The organism is Paenalicyclobacillus cellulosilyticus (assembly GCF_014647315.1).
GTDB lineage: Bacteria > Bacillota > Bacilli > Alicyclobacillales > Alicyclobacillaceae > Alicyclobacillus_J > Alicyclobacillus_J cellulosilyticus.
This window is the reverse complement of sequence record NZ_BMOY01000106.1, coordinates 1-283: the sequence shown is the minus strand read 5'-3', so window position 1 is coordinate 283 and position 283 is coordinate 1. Positions and strand designations below refer to the sequence as shown.

Annotated in this window: 1 protein-coding gene; it reads left to right on the top strand. The window is 37.1% G+C overall.

The genetic code is table 11. The features are described from left to right. The gene (locus IEX97_RS14050; protein ID WP_373289464.1) at nucleotides 1-123 is read left to right on the top strand and encodes a magnesium transporter; all 123 of its coding nucleotides are present in this window, start codon (nucleotides 1-3) and stop codon (nucleotides 121-123) included. Nucleotides 124-283: the final 160 nt, after the last annotated feature.

Here is a 283-nt window from a genome sequence, read left to right as displayed (position 1 = left end):
ATACTTGCTCGAGTTTTAAAACTTGACCCAGCCGTAGTCAGTGCGCCCTTTGTTTCCACTGTTATTGATGCAAGTGGACTTTTAATTTATTTTATGATCGCACGCACTGTATTAAATTTTTAAACTTATACAACCCCAGTTCGGAGTTTATACAATAAACTTATCCCATCGACCGTAAGAGCATCGAATGGTTCCTTTAGGAATGGATAAGATAAATAACAATCCGCCAGCAATAAAGCTTGCCATCATAGAAATGAAATTCGCATCATACATAAACGGTGTA